Below are 20,593 nucleotides of genomic sequence, written 5' to 3' on the forward strand. Positions count from 1 at the left end.
TTCATGTACTTATATTAACAATCAAAACTCAAGGAAAATAGTCCTTAGTTAAATCAAACGACACTTCATGTCGTGTCGCTTATATCTCTGACCTGAAGGACAGAGTTTTACGCTCCATTTGATAAAATCGGACCTACCTACTGAACAATTAGCTGTATTAGAAGCGTTGCCAATGCCTGCTGCGTTATTTTCTGCGACAGCTGAGCTGATATGCGCCAATCAAATATTTAAACATCGATTTCAGTCAGACTTACAAGAGATTGTATTGAATCATGTGTCCGTGATGCAGCAAAAAACCAAAGCCACAAGTTCTGAGTTTGATTTACGCTGTTTAGAGAACGATAGCATTGAACCCTTTATGTATAGTGAAAATGAACGGCATTATTGGTTCACGTTCAAACCAAAGTTTCAACAAAGTGGCGATTTGGAACATGTGTTGTTGTGCTGTGCGGACATTACAAATTTAAAGCAATTCGAATTATCGCTGTTGAAACATAACCAACAACTCGAACAACAAGTTTATTTTGATTATCTGACAGGGATAAAAAATCGACGTGGATTTGATTTAGACCTTTCTCAGTGGCAAAAAAGCTTCGCGGTCGAACAAGCCAATGAAATTTGTTTGATGATGCTCGACTTAGACAATTTTAAGCAAATCAATGATATCTACGGTCATGCGTTTGGCGATGAGGTTTTAAGAAAAAGTGCGCAGCTTTTAAGGGGGCAAATTAGTCAACTCGCAGATGCACAAATATATCGCATGGGTGGGGAAGAGTTTGCAATGATTTTGCCACGCACGGCTATATCGACTGCATGTTCGATTGCACAACAATGTTGTGAGCAAATCTATGCTTCTTCGATGAATTATGCGGATAAGGCTTTACAACTGTCTATCTCATGCGGAGTGGCTTTGTGGGATGGTACGGAGTCATTTTTTGAAACATTGGCACGTGCCGATCAGGCTTTATATCAAGCCAAGAAAGGCTCGAAAAATTGTACCTGTTTTAATGATGGACAAAATGTGGCGCTATTTGAGGAAACGACATTTAAAAAACCATCAAATTGTGGGAAAAACACATAGATTTAGGCCGTAACATAGAGAAAGATCTGAGAAAGCAGTATGATGCAACAGGTCAAAATTGACAGAAAACATTGGCAATCAATTTGCTAATGAACGAAGCAGTTAAATATTTAAAGTATTTGAGGTGAATGTGTCTTCTTTAACAGACGTTTCCACACATGCCCTGACAGAAGCGCAGCAGCGTATTCAGCAGGATTTACTGACAGCGCTTGATGCATTTTCAATTCCAGAACCCTTAAAAGGGGCGGTGTATCATGCTGTGATGTTGGGTGGAAAACGCGTTCGACCGGCACTTTGTTATGCAACAGCAGCGTTAAAATCCAATACAAATTTTGCAGCCGTACGCCGTGCTGCAGTGGCGATCGAATTTATTCATTGCTATTCATTGGCACACGATGATTTGCCGTGTATGGACAACGATTTACTCCGTCGTGGTCAACCAACCTGTCATGTGGCTTTTGGTGAAGATACGGCTTTACTTGCTGGCGATATTTTACAATCGATGGCTTTTGAAGTTTTAGGCAGCCGTCTCTTTGATCAAGGCCCAGCCGTTGAAGCGCCGATCATCTTAAAGCAAATGCAAATTTTAGCGACTGCAACTTCCAAAATGGTCAATGGCCAAGTTCTAGACTTACAAGCGGAAGGCAAGCATGTCAGTCAGGATGAACTGGAAAATATTCATCGAAATAAAACTGGTGCTTTAATTTCTGCTGCAATCATGATGGCTGCAGTGACAATATTTAATGGCACAGATCAAGCCATTCCTAAACTCCGTGAGTTTGGACTTGCTATTGGTTTAGCGTTCCAAGTTCAAGATGATATTTTAGATATTATTGCTGACACTGAAGCATTGGGTAAAACAGCGGGTAAAGATCAACAAGTGGATAAATCCACATATCCTGCGTTAATGGGTCTCGAGCAAGCCCAAGCTTATGCAGAAGAATTACATGCACAAGCACTTCAAGCTTTGGATTATTTTGCAGAAGATGCGGCAGAATTACACAAGATCACGCAGTTTTTATTAAAACGTCAAAGTTAATATGACGTAGTAAAGACATTAGCCCACACATTTAACATGTTGTGGGCTTTTTTATATTTTGTATATTTGGAACAGAAGTCAATAAACCATATACGGAATAGCTAAATGGATGACATGATAAAAAACAAAAAAGGACGCTAGGCGTCCTTTTTTGCAGATATTAAAACTTAGAAATTAAATTTAAGTGCGATTGGTCTTAAATACTTTCTTTATAGATACGATCTGCTTCTTCAAATTTTTCAGTGACTTCAGCAGATGGTGCTTTGCCCATTAAGCTCACAATGATGATTGCAATGAGTGAGCAGATGAAGCCCGGTATAATTTCATAAACGCCTGTATCGCCCCAGAGGTTTTTCCATAGAATAACCATAACAGCACCAACCACCATACCTGCTAAAGCACCATTGAGTGTCATGCGTTTCCAGAACAATGACATGATAATCAGTGGGCCAAATGCAGCACCGAAGCCTGCCCATGCATATGCGACGAGACCAAGGACTTTAGAGTCAGGATTAGCCGCCATATAGATCGCTAGCAACGCAATCATTAACACCATGATACGGCCGACCCAAACCAATTCTTTTTGTGAAGCATTTTTGCGTAAGAATGATTTATAAAAGTCTTCAGTTAATGTACTTGAGCAGACTAAAAGCTGACAGCTTAAGGTACTCATGATCGCAGCTAAAATCGCAGCCAGTACGATACCTGCAACCCATGGGTTAAATAGAATTTTAGTCAATTCCATAAAGACCGTTTCAGGGTTTGCTGTAACGACACCTGCCAGTTCTGGATGCTGTTGGAAATAAGCAATACCGAAGAAGCCTGCTGCAACTGCGCCACCGAGGCAGAGCGTCATCCATGTCATACCAATACGGCGTGCATTAGGAATCGATTTAACTGAATCAGCTGCCATGAAGCGGACTAAGATATGCGGTTGACCAAAATAGCCTAAGCCCCATGCCAATAAAGACATGATTGCGACAAAACTTAAGTCAGCAAATACATTCATCGCTTGAGGGCGTGCCGCTTCAAGTGCCAGAGTGAACTGGCTTAAATCAGAGAATGACAACATGACCACGATAGGGGTAAGTAGCAAGGCAAAAATCATAAAGCCCGCTTGAATGGTATCGGTCCAACTGACAGCAAGGAAGCCACCAATAAACACATAGCTCACCGTTGCAATGGCACTGATCCAAAGCGCAGTGCTATACGACATACCAAACATACTTTCAAATAATCGAGCGCCTGCAACCATGCCTGAAGCACAGTAAATTGCGAAGAAAATCAAAATAATTACAGCAGACACGATACGTAAGATTTTCTTTTGATCGTTAAAACGATTTGAGAAATAGTCAGGTAGGGTCAAGGCATTATTTTGAACTTCGGTATGTACCCGGAGACGACCTGCAACAAGTAGCCAGTTGAGCCAAGCACCGATGATCAGACCAATTGCAATCCACATTTCAGATAAACCTGAAAGGTAAATCGCACCCGGAAGACCCATGAGCAACCAACCACTCATATCTGATGCACCTGCAGAAAGGGCAGTGACAAAGCTCCCTAATCGGCGGCCACCTAAAATGTAGTCAGAAAAGTTACTGGTCGCACGGTATGCAAGTAAACCGATCACGACCATGGCGACAATATAAAAAAGAAAGGTAATTAGGGTGGGATTCAGGGAGCTCATACGGTATCCGCTTTGGCGTTGGACAATTGCGTTTAATTAGGGGACTCAATGGGATTTGCCTAAGCCAAGTAGGTGAAATCGAACGATAAGTCCTAAAACGTCAAAAAAATAACGTGAAATTTAAACATAAATTCACAAACTTTGCCTTCTTTTTTGTTTTGGACATAAAAATGGGCCGTATATCACGACCCATTTTAATTAATGTGAAGATTTAGTTATTACGTCCCATCACACCACGAATCGTATTCAGTACATCCGCAGGTAAAACCACAGTTTTGGCATTATTAGATTTAGCCATATCTTGCATGGCTTTGACGTATTGTTCACCGAGTAAGTATGCAACTGGAATTTCTTTATCGCCGACGGCTGAACTCACCATTTCAATTGCACGTTGAGAAGACTCTGCCAGTACCACTTGAGCTTCTGCATCACGACGAGAGGCTTCTAAACGACCATCTGCTTCCAAAATAGCCGCTTGTTTTTCACCGTCTGCCTTGGTCACTGTCGCACGACGTTGACGTTCAGCTGCCGCTTGCTCTTCCATCGCAGCTTGCATGGTATGAGAAGGTTTAATATCTTGAATTTCTACAGTTTTAAGCGTAATACCCCAGTCAGAGATATCATCAGAAATTGCGGCTTTAAGTTTAGCCTTAATATGATCACGCGATGAAAGTGCATCATCGAGGTCCATTTCACCGACAATTGAACGTAAAGAGGTTTGAACTAAGTTTTGAATCGCCCATGTGTAGTTTTCAATACCATAAACTGCTTTTTCAGGTGTGGTTAAATTGATATAAGCCACAGCATTCATCAGCAGTACCGCGTTGTCACGAGTGATCACTTCCTGAGAAGGAATATCTAACACGATATCTTTGGTTGTGACTTTATAAGCCACTTCATCGACATACGGAATCACAAAGTTCAGTCCCGGATTGAGCGTTGTATGGTATTTACCTAAACGCTGAACAATCCATTTATAACCTTGGGGAACAATACGGACACCTTTAAAAATGGTGACGGCTACAAAAACTAAGAGCGCTAAAAAAACAATAGAAACACCAGACATGTCATTTCTCACTTATTTATGGATTGTCAGTGGGGTGGTTGCTGCTGTGCAGTTGGACGACTAAATCATTGCCTAATATATCGGTCACGCGAACACGGTCACCGACTTGAAGTGCATCTTGGGTACGGCAATGCCATTCGTCTGAACCTAAAACAGGCATCGGGAAGCGAACTTTAACGCTGCCATGATTGAGCTGGGTTTGAATCACCATACCCACTTGGCCAATCGTCGCTTCACGCGACAGACCTGCTTTGGTTTTATCAATGGATAAAGGCTTAATAAATTTGAACCACAAAAATGTGCAGAGCACGGCAAAAATAATCCAAACCACAATTTGGACATTAAAGTCCATGGATGGAAAGATCCAATATAAGATCCCAACCAAAATTGCGGAAACGCCAAACCATAGCGCAGCAAAAGACGGCAAAATTAGTTCAAAAAGCATCAAAGCGACGCCCAATACAAACCAGTGCCAAGGTTCTAAAATAAATTCCATACATCTACTCTTATATAAGGGTGAATTGATATAGATGAACCAGTATCTATATCAATGTAGCAGATGTATAACTCAATGAATATAAAAAAAATCGTTGAATTATATTTTCGCTTTTGGTGCTGGTTTAAAGGCCGCAGGGGACTGTTTAAAGTTATCGATCGCCTTAATAATGCTATTCACTTTGAGCTGTGCGGCTTTTTCACCTTCTAAAATCGTCGCATTGCTCGACTTCAAATCGAGTGTGCCGATATGTCCCACTTTAGGTTGAATCACGAAATTAGCATTTTTCAGTTCTTCATTAATACTTTGTTGTCCCATGATGTTAATGGTTTGATCGAGTAAACCAAACATGCTTACGGCTTTGCTACCGTCAGGACGCGCAGAAATATCAACAGCAATCACGATATCTGCACCCATATCACGTGCCGTTTTCACTGGAATCGGGCTGACTAACCCCCCATCGACATATTTAACTCCTGCAATGGTTGCAGGTACAAATACATTCGGAATGCTGCACGATGCACGCACTGCTTGGCCAGCATTGCCGCGGTTAAATTCAGTTTTGCTGCCATTATCCAAACGGGTGGCTACGGCAGCAAAGCGTTTTGGAAACTGTTCAATTGGCTTATTGCCGACGTTTTTATTAACAAAGTCTTGCAGTTTTTGCCCTTGAATAATGCCTTGGCTATTTAAGGTTAAGTCACGAATATCGGACTCTTTGAAATTCAGTGCCAATTGCTGCATTTGATATGGTGTTTTACCGCTGGCGTACAAGCTACCAACAAAACTACCCGCACTGGTCCCAGTCACAATTTTAGGTTTAATACCATGTGATTCGAGTACTTTAAGCACGCCAATATGAGCAAAACCTTTGGCACCGCCACCACCGAGCGCAATCGCGATCACCGGTTCACGTGCTTTGGCTGGTGTAGGTGTCGTGGTCGCAGGTGTTTTGGTTGCAGAATCACAGCCATTGAGTGCCAATACAAAGAGGCTAGGAATCAGGTATTGCAAAAGTTTCATGGGTGAAATCTGATGGTTAAATATACAAAGTGCACATCACATCAAAAAAATAGCCATTTGACTAGGGCTTTTTCCAGTGCTTTTGTAACGGCAAGGCCAACCATTCGGGATTTTTCGGGGAAAATTTGCCATCATAAATCTTCAAAATTTTTTCGAGATCAGTTTCAAAATCTCCACTGGGTTCAAAAACACCCAAGCAATGAATGGTTTTCTTTGTATAATCAAAGCTAAACATCACAATAGGTATCTGTGCTTCATAGGCAATATAGTAAAAACCACTGCGGATTTTATCGGCTTTTTTTCGTGTTCCCTCAGGTGCCATTCCAATCCAAATTTGATCTGTCGCTTGGACAATTTCAGTAATTTCACGCGTCAGTCCATGTGGATTTTCACGCTGCACAGGGATCACGCCGACCCAATCCAAAAGTGGTTTTAAGGGAGTATCGAAAAGGGTGTTTTTGCCAAAAATGGTTATTTTTATCCCGATCCCAAGCAAGGCGAGAAAACCGTGCCATGCATCTATATTAGAAGTATGTGGAGAAATGATTGCCACAGCTTTGGCAAGGTTGGGAAATTCGCCGTCAAATTTCCATCCTTGTGCCAAGAAAAGTTTTTTTTTTTAATTGTTCGGCTCAGGATGGAACCGCGTGATGGAACTTGATCGGGCAAAACTGGAAATAATTGAGTCTTTTGATTCATGCATATTCTTATATAAGTGAAATCCATTTTTGATGTTATGCACATTTAAAAGTACGGCATCAGCATTGACCTTATCTTAGGTCGATGATTTTTTAGATCATTGGCAAAATAGCCGTATTTTGACTACTCTAAATGTAACTTCAGCGCATTCAACATTTAGGAACTTATGATCCAGCTTCGTCAGCTCTATCTTTTACTGTTTTCCTTATATTGGGCGCAAGGGTTACCTGTCGGTTTTATGACGCATGCTTTACCAGTGATTTTAAGAGCGCAAGGTGTATCTTTGGCACATATAGGTGGCTTTGGATTACTCATGCTGCCATGGTCGATCAAAGTTTTTTGGGCACCGTGGATTGATCGGCATGGTTCAAGGTCCAAAGGGCACTATCGGAGTTGGATTATTCCAATGCAGTTGTTGTCCGTGGTGGTCTTGGTCTTCCTGTCTTTTTTGCCGATCCAAAGCTTGAATGAACCAATGTATTTGCTGCTGTTTTTTGTGGCTTTACTCAGTATGAATTTGGTCGGTGCAACTCAAGATGTTGCAACGGATGGATTGGCTGTCAATATTTTAAAAACTGACCAACAGCACTGGGGCAATACCTTTCAGGTGATTGGTTCAAGACTCGGCTTTATCGTGGGCGGTGGTGCTGTACTTTGGGCCTTGGATTGGTTGGATTGGCAAGCCACCTTTCTGTTTTTAGCGGCATTGGTGTTCATGAATACGATTCCTATTTTTCTCTATCGAGAACCTTCAAAGCCACAGCTCAATATAAAATCCTCTCAAGAGCATGATAACAACCATAAACATACTTCAGGCTTGTTCTACGCCATTCGCCAGTATCTGACTTATTTTACTCAAACTAAAACTCTCACACTGTGGTTGATGATTTTATTGAGTTTTAAGCTTGCAGATGGTCTAGCAGGACCCTTACTTAAGCCACTGATGGTCGATTTAGGATTGAGTTTTAGTCAAATCGGTCTGTATGTCACCATGCTGGGTGCAGTGGCTGCTTTAATTGGGGCGGGGCTTGCAGGTCTTAGCTTGAAGTATATTTCTCGGGCGCAGGCCTTGGTTTTCTATTCGGTATTGAAAATATTCAGTTTATTGGCCTATGCATGGCTGGCTTTGCAGTTCGAGGCAAAACGGCCCGTACATGAATGGCTGATCTATGGGATCAATGCTGCCGAAGACATGATTTCAGCCATGCTGCTCGTGATCATGCTGACTTTGGTGATGCAATATAGTCGTAAAGCATTTGCAGCAACGGACTTTACATTTCAGGTTGCCATTATGGCGACGGTGAGTGGGGGACTGTATAGCATCAGTGGCATAGTGGCCGATCAGTTGGGGTATAGCACTTATTTATTTTGGATCGCAGGTTTGGCTGCATTGAGCTTAGTCCCGATTCTATTTTGGGGAAAAGCATCAAAAAATGACCAAAATCACTTCTAAATCATGATTTTGGTTGTTTTTTATCAGCTAAAGCACTAAAAGAGCAATGCAAATATTATTTTAATAATTTTGTAATATGTTTCGCGTGTGTAATATCTGTTACAAAATAATTTAAGGAAAATTTTTGATGAAAACCAAGTTAGCAGCGGCTATCGCATTGAGCCTTTTGGCTGGGTCAACCTTTGCAGCACCAACCTTCTACGGTGAAATTGATGCGTCTGTTGATTATTTACCTGAAGATAATAAAACGGGTGTTTCAGACAAAGATGTCGTTGAAATCAGTTCAAACAGTTCTTTCTTGGGTTTAAAGGGCGATGAAAAACTGACTGACCGTTTAAGCGCAGTTTATGCAATTGAATGGGCATTTAACTCAGACGGCGAAGGCGATGACTGGTCTAAGCGTAACCGCTTCGTTGGTTTGAAAGATGCGAAACTTGGTACATTGAAAGTCGGTGCACACGATACACCATTAAAACAATTGTCTAGTCCAGTTGATACATTCAATAACTACGTGGGTAACCGTGCTGATGTTACAGGCATCATGACGGGTGAAAACCGTGTAGATAACGTTGTTGTCTATGAATCACCAGCTTTTAAAATTGCTGAAGGTGCAATTAAAGTTAATGCATTGCTTGCAACAGGTGAGTCTTCAGGAATCAAGAGTGATAAAGGTGTAGTAAAAACTGCAGGTCGTGGTCTTGGCGATGCTTGGTCGGCGTCTGTTGTCTATGACAGCCCTGTTGTTGTTGCAGGTTTAGCCTATGACAAAGCCATTCCATCGAACTTTGGTGGTGTAGGGATCTTAAATGCAAGCGCGCCTGAGGTGCATCCTGCATTAGATAAAGATGGAAAAGTAACTTCAGTATTTGCTGCAGCAAATACTGTTCGTGCGATCGGTCGTGTAAATCTTGAGGGTGGTTTGGCACTCAAAGCACTGTATCAAACTTCAGAGGTTGAGTCCGCTCAGGTTAATACTTCAGCTGCAAAAATTGATGATGCTCAAGGTTGGTTAGTCGGTGCAGAATACAATTTACCCTCTGCAAAAGCTTGGACAGTAAAAGCACAATATAGTCAAAATACCACGACTTATAAAGAGGGTGATGATTACGAAGCTCAGCAATTCATTGCAGGTGCGGATTATGCATTTAGCAAACAAGTGAAAGCTTATGGTTATGCAGGTTACTTAGCACTTGAACAAGGTCCAGATGAAAGCAAACAACCTGTTCTAGGTACAGGTCTAGAATTTAAATTCTAAAACTTTGATTTAAGTTGTTCAAAAGGCGATGTTTTACATCGCCTTTTTTTATTTTTCTTGCTTGGTTTTGATCAGTTTTAAGTGATTTTTAAGTTTGAATTTTTAGATTAGGGCATCAAAGATCAATAATTGATGCCAATATGCTTCAGGTCATAGCTAAAATACAGCAAAAAATTCCAAGACTTAGTTTAAGTCAATTTAACCTCGTGCTTGCCTTATGGCTTGGGGTGGTTTTGAACCTCGCGTTTTATCAGCAAATCCAGCAGCTCACACCTTATACGGGATTGAAGGCTGGACTATTCTTAGCGGCAACCGTACTGGTGGTGGTGGCACTTTATAATGTGCTGATGCAACTACTGCAATGGCGATGGAATTCAAAACTTTTGGCGAGTGTTTTGCTGATCATTGGTGGCTTGAGTGCCTATTTTGTCAATAGTTTAGGCGTGACCATTACATCTGACCAAGTGCAGAACATGATGCAAACAGATGTAAAGGAAGTGCAGGATTTAATCTCGCCACAATTTTTTATCTGGGTCTTTGGACTGGTTATTTTGCCAGTGCTATTGATCTGGCTTTTGCCACTGCATAAAGAAGCCCTAAGCACGGTGGTAGCCAAAAAGGGTTTACATATAGTGCTTTCGCTCATCCTCATGGGTGCTTTGCTGTTTGTTTATTTTGTTGATTATGCAGCGATCTTTCGTGAGCATCGTGACTTAAAAGGCATGCTCTCACCACAAAACAGTATCGCTTCGACATTTTCCTATTATCACAAAAAAGCACCGAAACAGAATTTGCCATTGCTGAGCTATGGTGAAGATGCACATATAGTTGAAAACGTAAGCGCCAAAAGCTTACCAAAATTGATGGTCTTAGTGGTTGGTGAAACTGCGCGCGCGGAAAGTTTTTCACTCAATGGCTATGCTAAAAATACAAATCCTGAACTCAGTCAGCAAAATATTATCAATTTTAGCCAAGTCAGTTCATGTGGCACCGCAACCGCTGTGTCTGTTCCTTGTATGTTCTCGGGTATGCCGAGAACCGAATATGATGAACAGCTTGCAAGTCATCGCGAAGGTTTACTCGATATTGCACAGCGTGCAGGCTATAAGGTGACGTGGCTAGATAATAATTCAGGCTGTAAGGGCACATGCACACGTGTTGAAAAATATGAATTTCCTGAAGCGCTGAAGAAAAAGTGGTGTGATGCCGATGGCGAATGTCATGATGAAATCTTGGTGGATGGTTTGAAGGCATATTTGGCTTCGATCCCCAAAGCAGATCCAACTCCCCGTTTAATTGTGTTACACCAAATGGGCAGTCATGGCCCTGCTTATTTCAAACGAAGTACCGCAGCGTTTCAAAAATTTAAGCCAACCTGTAATAGCAATGCCATACAGGGATGTAGCTCGACGGAATTAATAAATAGTTATGACAACAGTATTGTCTATACCGACCATGTACTGAGTAAATTGATTAACACTTTAAAAGTGACTGACCACTATCAAACAGGACTGTGGTATTTGTCCGATCATGGCGAGTCGACAGGTGAGCATGGCTTATATTTACACGGTTCTCCATACGCAATTGCACCGTCACAGCAAACCCGTGTACCGATGTTGATGTGGTTTTCACCGGCGTGGCAAAAAAATAATTCAGCGCAATATACTTGTTTAATGGCACAAAAAAGCCAAAAATTAAGTCAGGATAATCTATTTCCATCGCTATTAAGTTTGCTCGATGTGCAGACTCAGGTGATTGATGAAAAAAACAATATGTTGCAACAATGTACTTCAGTACAGCGCAGGACTTAAGCCATGCACAAAATACTTATTATTGAAGATGATTTCATGATTGCCGAATCGACTAAAACTTTGTTGAACTATCAACAGTTTGAAGTCGAGTGGGTGAATAATGGTATCGATGGCTTAAAGCTCATAATGCAAGGGGGGATTGATATCGTCTTGCTGGATCTGGGTTTGCCGATGATGGATGGTATGCAAGTCCTGAAACAAATTCGTCAAATGCAGCCTAAATTGCCAGTGTTAATCATCTCGGCACGTGATCAATTACAAAATCGTGTAGATGGATTAAACCATGGGGCAGATGACTATCTGATTAAGCCTTATGAGTTTGATGAATTACTTGCACGGATTCATGCACTCCTTCGACGCACAGGGCTGAGTTCAGTCGAAGCACCACAGAAAATTTTAAAACATGGTGAATTGATTTTAGATATCGAACAGCATCTTGCACGCTATAAGGGTCAATATGTCGATTTATCTAACCGTGAATGGGCCATATTGATTCCACTGGTAACGCATCCGAATAAGATTTTTTCGAAAGCCAATTTAGAAGATAAGCTTTACGATTTTGATAGTGATATCAGCAGTAATACTATTGAAGTGTATGTGCATCATCTTAGAACAAAATTAGACAAAGATTTTATTCGCACCATTCGTGGTTTAGGTTATCGACTCGGTTAAGGCAAAGGAATTATCAACCATGCAGCAGCCTTATTCTCTGAAAAAGAGACTAATTATTTATGTTTCTGTTTTCAGTATGCTTTTGGGCTGTCTTTTGGTGTTTTCAGCTTATCGAATTGCACTTGAAGAAATTAATGAAATTTTAGATGCGCAAATGCAAAATATGGCGGAACGTGTTGCAGAGCATGATCCGCAGCCCATTCGCAGCGAATTTGATCAACATAAGCGTTATCACGAAGAAGATTTATTTGTTGATGTGTGGACCTATCAATCCAATGCGCATCAAACTCATCAATTAAAATTATTGGTCGCGCCTCAGCCCAAAGCCGGTTTTTATACTCACAGTACCCAACAGGATGAGTGGCATACCTATATTTTGCCACTCGCAGATCGGCAAATTCAGGTCAGTCAGCAAGAGTCGGTTCGACAGCATCTTGCTGCTGAATTGGCTAGTAGTATGTTTATTCCCTATTTGGTTTTTATACCTTTTGCATTAATCGCTTTGGGATGGTTGATTCAACGCAGCTTAAACCCACTGGAAAAATTTAAAAAAGAACTGGCAAAACGGGATGCCTTTGAACTTTCTCCAATCTCTCAAACGCCGTATCCAGAGGAAATTGCACCGACTATCATTGAAATGAACCAGTTGTTTGAGCGGATTTCGTTGTCGCAGCAGGAACAGCGCCAGTTTATTGCTGACGCAGCGCATGAGTTACGGACCCCGATTACCGCACTGAATTTGCAAATGCAGATTTTGCTGCAAAAATTTCCACAAGATGACGCTCTACAAAATTTGAGTAAAGGTTTGATTCGTATTCAGCATTTGGTCAGTCAATTATTGAGTTTGGCAAAACAAGATGCCTCAGTCTTTGAACTTGAGCGCAAACAACATTTTGATCTCAAGCAAGTCGCAACCAATTGTGTCGAGCAACTGGTGCATTTGGCGATGCAAAAAGATATTGACCTTGGCATGGAGCAACAACAGAGCATAGCCTTATATAGTCTTGAGCCAACAGTACATTCGATCATTTTTAATTTGATTGATAACGCCATCAAATATACCCCTGCACAGGGCATGATAAATGTCTCCGTCTTTGAACATGCGGGGCAGGCGGTTATACAGGTTGAAGATAGCGGGCCTGGCATCGACCCAGCTTTATATGAGCAAATTCGAAAACGCTTTTATCGAATTTATAATCATGAAGAAATTGGAAGTGGTTTAGGGCTGGCAATTGTAGATAAAGCCGCAAAACATATCGGTGCGGAATTGGAGTTTTCTAAAAGTGAAACATTGGGCGGTCTGAAAGTGAGCTTACAGATTCCATTCAGTGAATCATGAGGGACTCAATCATTTTCAGATCAAGTTCAATTTAGGGACTTAATTAGATCCATGTAAACGCTTTGTTCTTTTGCTGCGTAGTTGATGCAGTGAAATGGCGAGAAAACAACACATACATGACACAATTAAATGCCCAAATGATCCATGCGGTCCAAAGGTTATGACTCAGAAAATGTGCACCCCGCATCATTTGCGCCCAGCCAAAAGCAAAGCCTAAAATCAGCCCTGCAGATAAAAAGAAGTAGGCACGGGCAGGTCGATGTATTCGATAAACAAAATATCCCGTAATTAAGGCAAAACCAGTCGCAGCATGACCACCGGGAAAACAGTGTCCTTGGCGTGCAGAAAAATCCCAAGAAAAGCCGTGGGCTGTAGCGACTGTCATATTCCAAGGGCAGGCATGCGCAGATTGTGATTTGAGCAACCCAATGATTGCCGTGCTGAGTAGAGCCACTACGATAAAATAGCCAAATTCAAACTTGCGAGCTTTCAGATGCGGATATTTAAAACTGCATATCCATGCTGTGATATAGAGAACATACAAGCCTATGACAATATTCTTGATATAGCGATGGTTCAGCACAGCAAGAGCCCAATCATTACGATGAGGAAAACCACCATGTAGGTCGACCCAAGGCTGAATAAAAGTTTGGTCGAGCGAACCACCGACGGGAAAAACATAAAGGAGGCCAACCAAACTGAGTGTGAGCAGCAGGGCTTGTCGTATTACAAAGGAACGGTTCGAGAACATAAGTCGTGTGATGTGCTGAAATTATTTTGTTTGAATGCTGCTATTTGAAACCACGAAACTTAAATCAGACTTAATCGGCTATGTGAACTGTATCGATATCGATAGCGAAGAAGGTGCATAAAGCAGAACGGGCATTGTGTTAAAGTTTTTGAAAACTCAGTAATAAAGATTTATGAGCATACGTGCAGTCCTTTTTGATTTAGATAATACCTTGACTCATCGAGATCACAGCGTTCAGGCTTATACGCAGTATTTAGCCGAGTCTTATCAGTCGACGCTGGCGGAGGTAGACCTTGTACAGATTAAACGTATTATTAATCGTATAGATAATGGGGGATATCCGAAAAAAGAACTCCTTACTCATCCGAGTATTGGGGCATCTGTCGCTTATGCTCTACAAACGGAGCTGGATTGGATACATCAACCCGATTTTGATGAGCTCACACAATTTTGGTTTCAGCACTTTGGTCAGTTCGCCGTGGCGATGCCGGGAGCATTGACCTTGCTGCAGCAACTAAAACAGCAGCAGTATAAACTGGCGGTGGTGTCGAATGGTGGACATGCCACACGCCTGAATATTTTGAATGGACTAGGTTTTGCATCGTATTTTGATCAGATCATCAGCTCGGAAAGTGCAGGCATCAGTAAGCCCAAAGTTGAAATATTTCAGTACAGTTGTCGTGAGTTGGGCGTGACGGAAACCGAGTGTTTATTTATTGGTGATCATCCTGTCAATGATATTTACGGTGCGAGCCAAGCAGGGATGTCTGCCGTATTGCTTGAAGGCTTTCATACTTTAAGTGCTGAACAACAGCACAGCATTCCGAATAAAATTCAGCATTTGGATCAGGTCTTAGATTTTCTAAAATAAGGTGATTTAAACTCAAGCTTTAAGCGAAGTTTAGGGTAAAAAAAGCGGCATAAATGCCGCTTTAGATTGTGTTGTTTAGAACATGTTTTCTTCAGAGTTTGCCGAAATACGGTGAATACTTAAGTCTGCACCACGGAATTCTTCTTCTTGATCTAGGCGAATGCCCATCGTTACTTTGAGTAGACCATAAATGATGAATCCACCAGCCAATGCAATCACGATCGCGAGCAGCGTACCGATACATTGAGAGATCATTGAAATACCGCCTAAACCGCCCAACCATTTTTGTCCAAATACACCCACTGCAATACCACCGAAAGCACCACAAACACCGTGTAGTGGCCATACGCCAAGTACATCATCGACTTTGAGTTTGTTTTGAGTGTATGTAAATAGTTTGACAAAGATCAGACCTGCGATAGCGCCGATAATTAACGCACCGACAGGATGAACTACATCTGAGCCTGCGCAGATTGCAACCAAACCTGCTAAGGGACCATTATGTAAGAAACCGGGGTCATTTTTACCCATAAAGTTTGCTGCAAGCGTACCGCCTACCATTGCCATGAGAGAGTTAATCGCAACCAGTCCTGAAATGGCATCCAAACGTTGCGCACTCATCACATTAAAGCCAAACCAACCAACGATTAAAATCCAAGAACCTAAGGCAAGGAATGGAATACTTGAAGGCGGGTGAGCGCTGATACGACCGTCTTTTTTATAGCGTCCATGACGTGCGCCAAGTAAAAGCACCGCAGCCAAAGCGATCCAACCACCCATCGCATGTACCACGACCGAACCTGCAAAGTCATGAAAGGCTGCGCCAAATGTACGTTCTAACCAAGCTTGTAATCCAAAATTACCATTCCATGCCATGCCTTCAAAAAATGGATAGACCAAAGCGACCAATAATAATGTGGCAATCGCTTGAGTCCGCATTTTTGCACGTTCAGCAATACCACCAGAAATAATCGCTGGAATGGCTGCGGCAAAAGTCAGCAGGAAGAAACAACGCATTAAGTTGTAGCCATGATCGGCGGCTAAAGTGTCCCCAATATGGAAAAAATGCTGACCATAAGAGATGTAATAACCCACAAAAAAGTATGCAATTGCGGAAATAGAAAAGTCAGTCAAAATTTTACTCAGCGCATTGACCTGATTTTTATGTCGTACTGTACCTAATTCTAAAAATGCAAAGCCAGCATGCATGGCAAGAACCAAGACTGCACCAAGAAGGAGAAAGAGGAGATCTATATTTTGCATAAGGTGTTCCAGTTTAGTGCGCTAGTTCACGAAAAGTAGTCCAGTATATCGAGCGGAATAATTTCGAAAAGAGGAGTGAGAGAGGGAAATTTTGATTAAAAAAACTAAAAAATGTAGAAGACTCGATATAAAGCAAAGACTTGCATGAGTAGGACAACAATGCACTAAAATAGTGCAATGGTGATTTGCAATGACAAAATTAAATGAATGATTATTAAGTGAAAAACTATGTTTTTAGAATCTGTTTAAAAAATGAAAAACAAATTGCGCCATTTCTGAGTTAATTCAGGGCAATTCATTATTTTGTATTTTTATCTGATTGATAGATGTTAGCGCGATAATGGAACTGAAAATTGACGAATGATACATTTTTGAGAGTCTGTCTGAGCATCTTGTAGTCTTCAAAAGATGAAAGCTGGATGGCTTGCCTGAACTGAAATAATGCACATATATTAACCAATGAAATCTCTGCTGCTGCACTTTTAGATGGCGAAAAACATTCAAGGGTGGGTCTGTGGTGATGGTCGTTGGATCTTACTGTATTTTGATGACGTGTTTAATTGAAGCGGTACAGAATTTTAAAATTTAAGCCTTGAATGCTTAAGCTAAACGCTGTGTATTAATCGCTTCAGCCCAGTCACAACATCCGCAGCGCGGGCAGGTATCCTGAGCACCGTGAATGTACATGGTTTTGCCACAGTGCGTACAGGCATACAGCTGATGCATTTTGATATCTCGAACCGCTTTGTAGGGTTTCGGAAATAGTGGCAGTCCATAACGTACCTGCTCAGGTGGATAAAACAAAATACTAAATTTGCCATCACTTTCTAATAGACCGACGCGGACTTGCCCTAAATGTTCAACATTTTGCTGGCGCATTTCAGAGAAAAATTCATCATGCGACATTTTTCCTTGTTTGATTTTCTCTAAGACCAATTCACCATCTTCAACAATGTATAAGGCCTTACCCTCAATTAAATCTTCAAAGGGTTGGTATTTCATCATTAGCCAAGTGATTACTCGGTATAAACCAATCACCACCGTCATCACAATGAGCGCTTGTAAGAGGGGGAGTTCCTCATCAAACATCGGATCGCCAGCAATTGAGCCTAAAGCGAGTAAGATCGCGACCTCAAAAATAGACAACTGACGAACGCCACGTTTCCCTGTAAGGCGTAAGAATACGATGATTAAAACGAACATAGTGACGCTACGCAAAATCACTTCGGCAGCAAAAGTCCATCTAGTGTCATGGATGAATATTTGATTTAAATCCATGTCTCATCCTTTTTAATCGTTATGTGTTTTAACTTAGCAAAGCGCTGGGCGGTAAAGCAGCTCAATTGTGTTAATTTTTAAGCATTATTTGAAAATGGATTTCATGCTAACGGTATTGTATGCATGAGATATTTGATGAAAAAAGTGCTTTAAAATAGTCATAAAAAAGCACCGACGAATCGATGCTTTTGATGTGGGTTGGCAATTTTTTAAAACGTTCAGTTATTTAATATGTTCAGCAATATCCGTAAAGATCACGCCTAAACCATGTGCGCCTGCATCTGGATAGCCAAGACTACGGTCGCCTACAGTTCCCGCACGTCCCATACGCGCCACGATCTCTTTGGTATTTTCAGCGCCTTGAACTGCCGCTTTTGCACCTAATGTAAAATTTTCTTTAAATGATTTATCGGTATGGGCAGACCATGAATCTGCACATGGTACTAAAGCATCAATCAGGGTTTTATCGCCCACCACTGCGCCACGTCCAAATGAACGTTCACCTGTAGTTTGAATGCCTTTGACTGCTGCTTGCAGCATCTCTGCGAAATCAGCGACAGTTAAAACTGATTTGCCTTGAATTGATTTCGCTGCCGCACGGAATGCTGAACCCCAGATTGGGCCAGACGCACCGCCACAGTGTTCCATAATGATCATTGAGCAGTTCAGCATGAATTCATCCATCTGCTGCGCTTGAATTAGACTTTGCCATTCACGTTTTAATTGCTTGAAGCCTTTCGCCACGCTCATACCGAAGTCGCCGTCACCTGCATGCGCGTCTAGTTCATAGAATGGCACTTCATTTCTAATGATGCAGGCAGACATCACATCCACTATATAGCGCATGTTTTCGATGGTGAATTGTTCATTGCTAATCACCGCATGTTCAGGCTGTGTTTCAACTTGGGTGTTCACCACAGCTTCGGTAGCAGCATTTTTAGTTGCAAAAGTTAAAGGCTGTGCTGCTGAACCATCCATTTTAAATGCAGGGGTGTTGGCTGCTGCATCGAGGTAAGTTTTCAATTCATCATCGACAGCAAGCAAGGACACAGATGCACCATTCATGTCGATACTGGTCATATAGTTGCCGACAAATGTGCGGTAAATTTTGATACCTTTACGTGCAAGGTGTTCGCATACATCATGGTTAAAGACATACAACTCTTGCAGCGGTGTGCTACCAAAGCCATTGACCAAGACTGCAACTTCTTTCATGTCTGGGCGGTCAAGGAACAGGTCATCCACGATGCGCTGTGCCATTTTTTTGGATGGCAAGATTTTTTCACGACGGATGCCGGGTTCACCGTGAATGCCGACGCCATATTCCATTTCGTCATCAGCCAAAGTAAACGTTGGCGTGCCTTTGGCTGGAACAGTACATGAGCTATAAGCAAAACCAAGGCTAATGACGTTGTCCGCAGCTTTTTGAGCAATCGCTTTTACGTCTGCAAGTTCTAAGCCTTTTGATGCTGCTGCGCCTGCAATCTTATGTACAAATACTGTGCCTGCAACACCACGACGACCGACTGTATATAGGCTGTCTTTAACCGCAATGTCATCTGCCACTTTTACATAGTCAACTTTAATGCCGTCTTCAGTTGCAAGGGCTGCGCCATTCTGGAAATTCATCATATCGCCAGAATAGTTTTTGATGATCATCAACACGCCTTTGTCGGTTGCGACGTGTTGTAAGGCTTTATAGACCTGAATTTGCGATGGAGATGCAAACACGTCCCCACATACGGCAGCGTCTAACATGCCTGTACCGACAAAGCCTGCATGGGCAGGTTCGTGACCGCTACCACCACCACTGATAAGTGCCACGTTATTGTGTTTTTCTTTACGTGAAATGATTTTGTGTGACTCGTTAAATGCGAGTTCTGGATGGGCAAGAACAAAGCCTTTGCACATTTCAATTACGATGTTTTCTGCACCGTTCATGAGTTTTTTCATGGATGTACCAATGGGTTATGAATTTGGGGAGATTTAAAGGTGATTATTATAAGGAAATTGGCGTGGTGTCTGAAATAAAAGTGTAAAAAAGGGCAGTTGATCGATGAGTGTGGTGGAAAATTGACGCCTCAGTTGTATATATTCTTCGATAGAATCCCCCTCTTGCGAAGCTACGCTTCTCACCTTTTGCAAAGGGGGACTTTTTCATGTGATTAAATGAATTACGTGATAGTCCCTCCCTTTTTTAAAGGGAGGTTAGGAGGGATTAAAAATATTAAAATAGAAGAATAAAATGAAACCCTACAATAAAAACTTAAAACAAGCCGCACGTGATTTACGCAATAACATGACCAATGCTGAGAAGTTGTTATGGTCACGGCTTCGCAATAAGCAAATTTTAGGTTTGCAGTTTTATCGGCAAAAGCCCATTTTAAATTTCATCGTAGATTTTTACTGTCCCGCTGCCAATTTAGTCATTGAGTGCGATGGTAGTCAGCACTTTTCGCCTGAAGGATTAGAGGCAGATCGAGTGCGAGATGAAGCTTTGGCTCAGCTTTGGCTAAAGGTGTTGAGATTTGATAATGGGCAGGTAATGGCGCAGATTGATGATGTGGTGGAAGTGATTTATCGGTATTGTTTGGAAGTATTTTCTAAAGAATCCCCCTAAATCCCCCTTTTGCAAAGGGAGACTTGATGCGAATTTGATTGCGGTTATGGAGTCGCATAGTTCCCACTGCTGTCCCACAATTTTTCACAAGAGGAAGCTCATTTGAGCTTCCTCTTGTTTTATGGGTATTTTATCGGGTGAAAATAAAGCTTTTAAAGTTCTTCTTTCAAACAAATTCACTTGAATTAT

17 protein-coding genes and 1 pseudogene are annotated in these 20,593 nt (G+C 41.7%); 9 read left to right on the top strand and 9 right to left on the bottom strand.

What is annotated here, in order from left to right; all coding sequences use genetic code 11:
* Positions 1-172 precede the first annotated feature (172 nt).
* Together FTU83_RS14605 and FTU83_RS14610 are read left to right on the top strand one after the other, a co-directional pair.
* Positions 173-1,081 carry a GGDEF domain-containing protein gene (locus tag FTU83_RS14605; RefSeq protein ID WP_180107073.1) on the top strand — a complete coding sequence of 303 codons (909 nt, stop codon included), beginning with the start codon at positions 173-175 and terminating at the stop codon, positions 1,079-1,081.
* Between the two features lie 130 nt (positions 1,082-1,211).
* Positions 1,212-2,120: a polyprenyl synthetase family protein gene (locus FTU83_RS14610; RefSeq protein ID WP_180107077.1), complete on the top strand. Its 909-nt coding sequence runs from the start codon at positions 1,212-1,214 to the stop codon at positions 2,118-2,120.
* Between the two features lie 196 nt (positions 2,121-2,316).
* Here the strand turns inward: FTU83_RS14610 and putP are convergent, their stop codons facing one another.
* The 5 genes and pseudogenes from putP to FTU83_RS14635 all read right to left on the bottom strand — a co-directional run bounded on the left by putP (position 2,317) and on the right by FTU83_RS14635 (position 7,091).
* Complete coding sequence (gene putP, locus FTU83_RS14615) at positions 2,317-3,807, bottom strand: sodium/proline symporter PutP (RefSeq protein WP_180107079.1); 1,491 nt, start codon at positions 3,805-3,807, stop codon at positions 2,317-2,319.
* A 211-nt stretch (positions 3,808-4,018) separates the two neighbouring features.
* Positions 4,019-4,873 carry an SPFH domain-containing protein gene (locus tag FTU83_RS14620; RefSeq protein ID WP_078189969.1) on the bottom strand — a complete coding sequence of 285 codons (855 nt, stop codon included), beginning with the start codon at positions 4,871-4,873 and terminating at the stop codon, positions 4,019-4,021.
* Between the two features lie 16 nt (positions 4,874-4,889).
* A complete protein-coding gene (locus FTU83_RS14625) occupies positions 4,890-5,369 on the bottom strand; it encodes an NfeD family protein (protein WP_078189968.1) in 480 nt (159 codons plus the stop codon).
* A gap of 99 nt (positions 5,370-5,468) precedes the next feature.
* Positions 5,469-6,392: a patatin-like phospholipase family protein gene (locus FTU83_RS14630; RefSeq protein ID WP_180107081.1), complete on the bottom strand. Its 924-nt coding sequence runs from the start codon at positions 6,390-6,392 to the stop codon at positions 5,469-5,471.
* Positions 6,393-6,453: 61 nt separating this feature from the next.
* Positions 6,454-7,091 (bottom strand): annotated as a pseudogene (locus FTU83_RS14635) (1-acyl-sn-glycerol-3-phosphate acyltransferase).
* 166 nt (positions 7,092-7,257) lie between these two features.
* On the opposite strand from FTU83_RS14635, the gene FTU83_RS14640 reads away from it, so the two are divergent.
* The 5 genes from FTU83_RS14640 to FTU83_RS14660 all read left to right on the top strand — a co-directional run bounded on the left by FTU83_RS14640 (position 7,258) and on the right by FTU83_RS14660 (position 13,621).
* On the top strand, positions 7,258-8,544 hold the full coding sequence (locus FTU83_RS14640; RefSeq protein WP_180107083.1) for an MFS transporter: 1,287 nt from the start codon (positions 7,258-7,260) through the stop codon (positions 8,542-8,544).
* Positions 8,545-8,671: 127 nt separating this feature from the next.
* Entirely contained in the window at positions 8,672-9,799 is a 1,128-nt protein-coding gene (locus tag FTU83_RS14645; protein WP_180107085.1) for a porin, read from the top strand.
* Positions 9,800-9,939: 140 nt separating this feature from the next.
* Positions 9,940-11,610, top strand: coding sequence for a phosphoethanolamine transferase (locus FTU83_RS14650; protein WP_180107087.1), 1,671 nt, complete (start codon positions 9,940-9,942; stop codon positions 11,608-11,610).
* Positions 11,611-11,613: 3 nt separating this feature from the next.
* Complete coding sequence (locus FTU83_RS14655; RefSeq protein WP_078189962.1) at positions 11,614-12,282, top strand: response regulator transcription factor; 669 nt, start codon at positions 11,614-11,616, stop codon at positions 12,280-12,282.
* Between the two features lie 19 nt (positions 12,283-12,301).
* Positions 12,302-13,621 carry an ATP-binding protein gene (locus FTU83_RS14660; RefSeq protein ID WP_180107089.1) on the top strand — a complete coding sequence of 440 codons (1,320 nt, stop codon included), beginning with the start codon at positions 12,302-12,304 and terminating at the stop codon, positions 13,619-13,621.
* A gap of 43 nt (positions 13,622-13,664) precedes the next feature.
* On the opposite strand, the gene FTU83_RS14665 is transcribed toward FTU83_RS14660, so the two are convergent.
* The gene (locus FTU83_RS14665) at positions 13,665-14,372 is read right to left on the bottom strand and encodes a phosphatase PAP2 family protein (RefSeq protein WP_180107091.1); all 708 of its coding nucleotides are present in this window, start codon (positions 14,370-14,372) and stop codon (positions 13,665-13,667) included.
* A 172-nt stretch (positions 14,373-14,544) separates the two neighbouring features.
* On the opposite strand from FTU83_RS14665, the gene FTU83_RS14670 reads away from it, so the two are divergent.
* Positions 14,545-15,243 (top strand): HAD family hydrolase, encoded by a 699-nt coding sequence (locus tag FTU83_RS14670; protein ID WP_180065240.1) that lies wholly within the window; start codon positions 14,545-14,547, stop codon positions 15,241-15,243.
* A gap of 75 nt (positions 15,244-15,318) precedes the next feature.
* Here FTU83_RS14670 and FTU83_RS14675 read toward each other — a convergent pair whose 3' ends face one another.
* The 3 genes from FTU83_RS14675 to dhaK form a co-directional block, all read right to left on the bottom strand.
* A complete protein-coding gene (locus FTU83_RS14675; protein WP_180010092.1) occupies positions 15,319-16,506 on the bottom strand; it encodes an ammonium transporter in 1,188 nt (395 codons plus the stop codon).
* Between the two features lie 600 nt (positions 16,507-17,106).
* Entirely contained in the window at positions 17,107-17,784 is a 678-nt protein-coding gene (locus FTU83_RS14680; protein WP_180107092.1) for a DUF421 domain-containing protein, read from the bottom strand.
* Between the two features lie 222 nt (positions 17,785-18,006).
* On the bottom strand, positions 18,007-19,737 hold the full coding sequence (dhaK, locus tag FTU83_RS14685) for a dihydroxyacetone kinase subunit DhaK (protein WP_180107094.1): 1,731 nt from the start codon (positions 19,735-19,737) through the stop codon (positions 18,007-18,009).
* Positions 19,738-20,029: 292 nt separating this feature from the next.
* Between dhaK and FTU83_RS14690 the strand changes: the two genes are divergently transcribed.
* Positions 20,030-20,404: an endonuclease domain-containing protein gene (locus tag FTU83_RS14690; protein WP_180107096.1), complete on the top strand. Its 375-nt coding sequence runs from the start codon at positions 20,030-20,032 to the stop codon at positions 20,402-20,404.
* The last annotated feature ends 189 nt before the right edge of the window (positions 20,405-20,593 follow it).

This window comes from Acinetobacter sp. YH12152, from assembly GCF_013418285.1.
Taxonomy (GTDB): Bacteria; Pseudomonadota; Gammaproteobacteria; order Pseudomonadales; family Moraxellaceae; genus Acinetobacter; species Acinetobacter amyesii.